The sequence below is a fragment of the Actinomadura sp. NBRC 104412 genome (assembly GCF_030269515.1).
GTDB lineage: Bacteria > Actinomycetota > Actinomycetes > Streptosporangiales > Streptosporangiaceae > Spirillospora.
Genome location: NZ_BSTM01000087.1, coordinates 1 through 1162 on the forward strand (window position 1 = coordinate 1; position 1162 = coordinate 1162).

A 1162-nucleotide genomic window follows, 5' to 3' on the forward strand; every position below is an offset into this window, starting at 1 on the left:
TACTGAGCTTTTCGTTAGTTCTGTGGGTGTGGAGACGTCGGGTTTGTAAGTATCGCGGCATGCCCCCCAACGCCGAGTCTGACAACCACGAAGAGGTCGTCCCGCCGTTGACCCGGCCGCAGCTGGCCGAGGCGCGGCGGATGCGTGCGGCCGAACTGCTCGAGCAGGGCCGTTCCCAGGCCGAGGTGGCCCGGATGCTGGGCGTGTCGGCTGAGAGTGTGCGGCGCTGGAAGCGGCGCATGGAGGCGGGCGGGGTGGCGGCGCTGCGGCGCCGCCCGGCCACCGGCCGCCCCGCCAAACTCGATGACGCCCAGGTCGAAAAGGTCCGTGCCGCGTTGGAACAGGGCGCCCAGGCCCACGGCTTCGAAGCCGACCTGTGGACGCTGGAGCGGGTCGGGCAGGTGGTCGAGCGCATGTGCGGCGTCCGGCTGTCGCGGGCCTCGGTGTGGCGGCTGCTGACCGCCCGGCTGGGGTGGAGCCTGCAGCGCCCCCAGCGCAAAGCCGTCGAGCGTGACGACGCTGAGATCGCCCGGTGGGTGGCGCACGAATGGCCGCGCATCAAAAAGGGGCCATAGAAAACCGGGCATGGATCGTGTTCGTCGACGAATCGGGCGTTTCGCTGCTGCCGCAGGTGCGGCGCACCTACGCTCCGCGCGGCCGAACCCCCACCTTGCGCCACCGCCTGAACTGGAAACGCGCCTGTATGGCCGCCGCGCTGGGCTACCACGCCACCGACGCCGGACGCGGCGCACGGTTGTGCTTCCACCTGCGGCCCGGCACCTATGACACCGCCGCACTGATCGAGGTTCTCACCCAGCTCAAAGCGTTCTACCAGGGTGAACGCGTGGTGCTGATCTGGGACGGGTTGTCGGCGCACTGGAGCCGGGAAATGCGCGCGTGGGCCGCCGGACAAGACTGGCTCACCCTGGAGCGGCTGCCCGCCTACGCTCCCGAACTCAACCCCGTCGAGATGCTGTGGTCCAGCATCAAGACACGCGAGCTGGCCAACCTGGCCGGCGACCATCTCGCCGACGTCGCCGACGCCGCTGAGGCCGGCATCAACCGCATCTGCCAGGACCAACAGCTCGCATGGTCCTTCCTGGCCCACACCGGACTGGAAATCCACCCTCCAACACCACACAACTAACGAAAAGCTCAGTAG

Annotated in this window: 2 protein-coding genes; both read left to right on the top strand. The window is 68.6% G+C overall.

Going from position 1 to position 1162, the window contains the following annotated elements:
• Nucleotides 1-59: 59 nt before the first annotated feature.
• Entirely contained in the window at nt 60-575 is a 516-nt protein-coding gene (locus QSK21_RS35825) for an IS630 family transposase (RefSeq protein WP_285702207.1), read from the top strand.
• The gene (locus tag QSK21_RS35830) at nt 548-1147 is read left to right on the top strand and encodes an IS630 family transposase (protein WP_285702208.1); all 600 of its coding nucleotides are present in this window, start codon (nt 548-550) and stop codon (nt 1145-1147) included. Before QSK21_RS35825 ends, QSK21_RS35830 begins: the two co-directional genes overlap by 28 nt.
• Nucleotides 1148-1162: the final 15 nt, after the last annotated feature.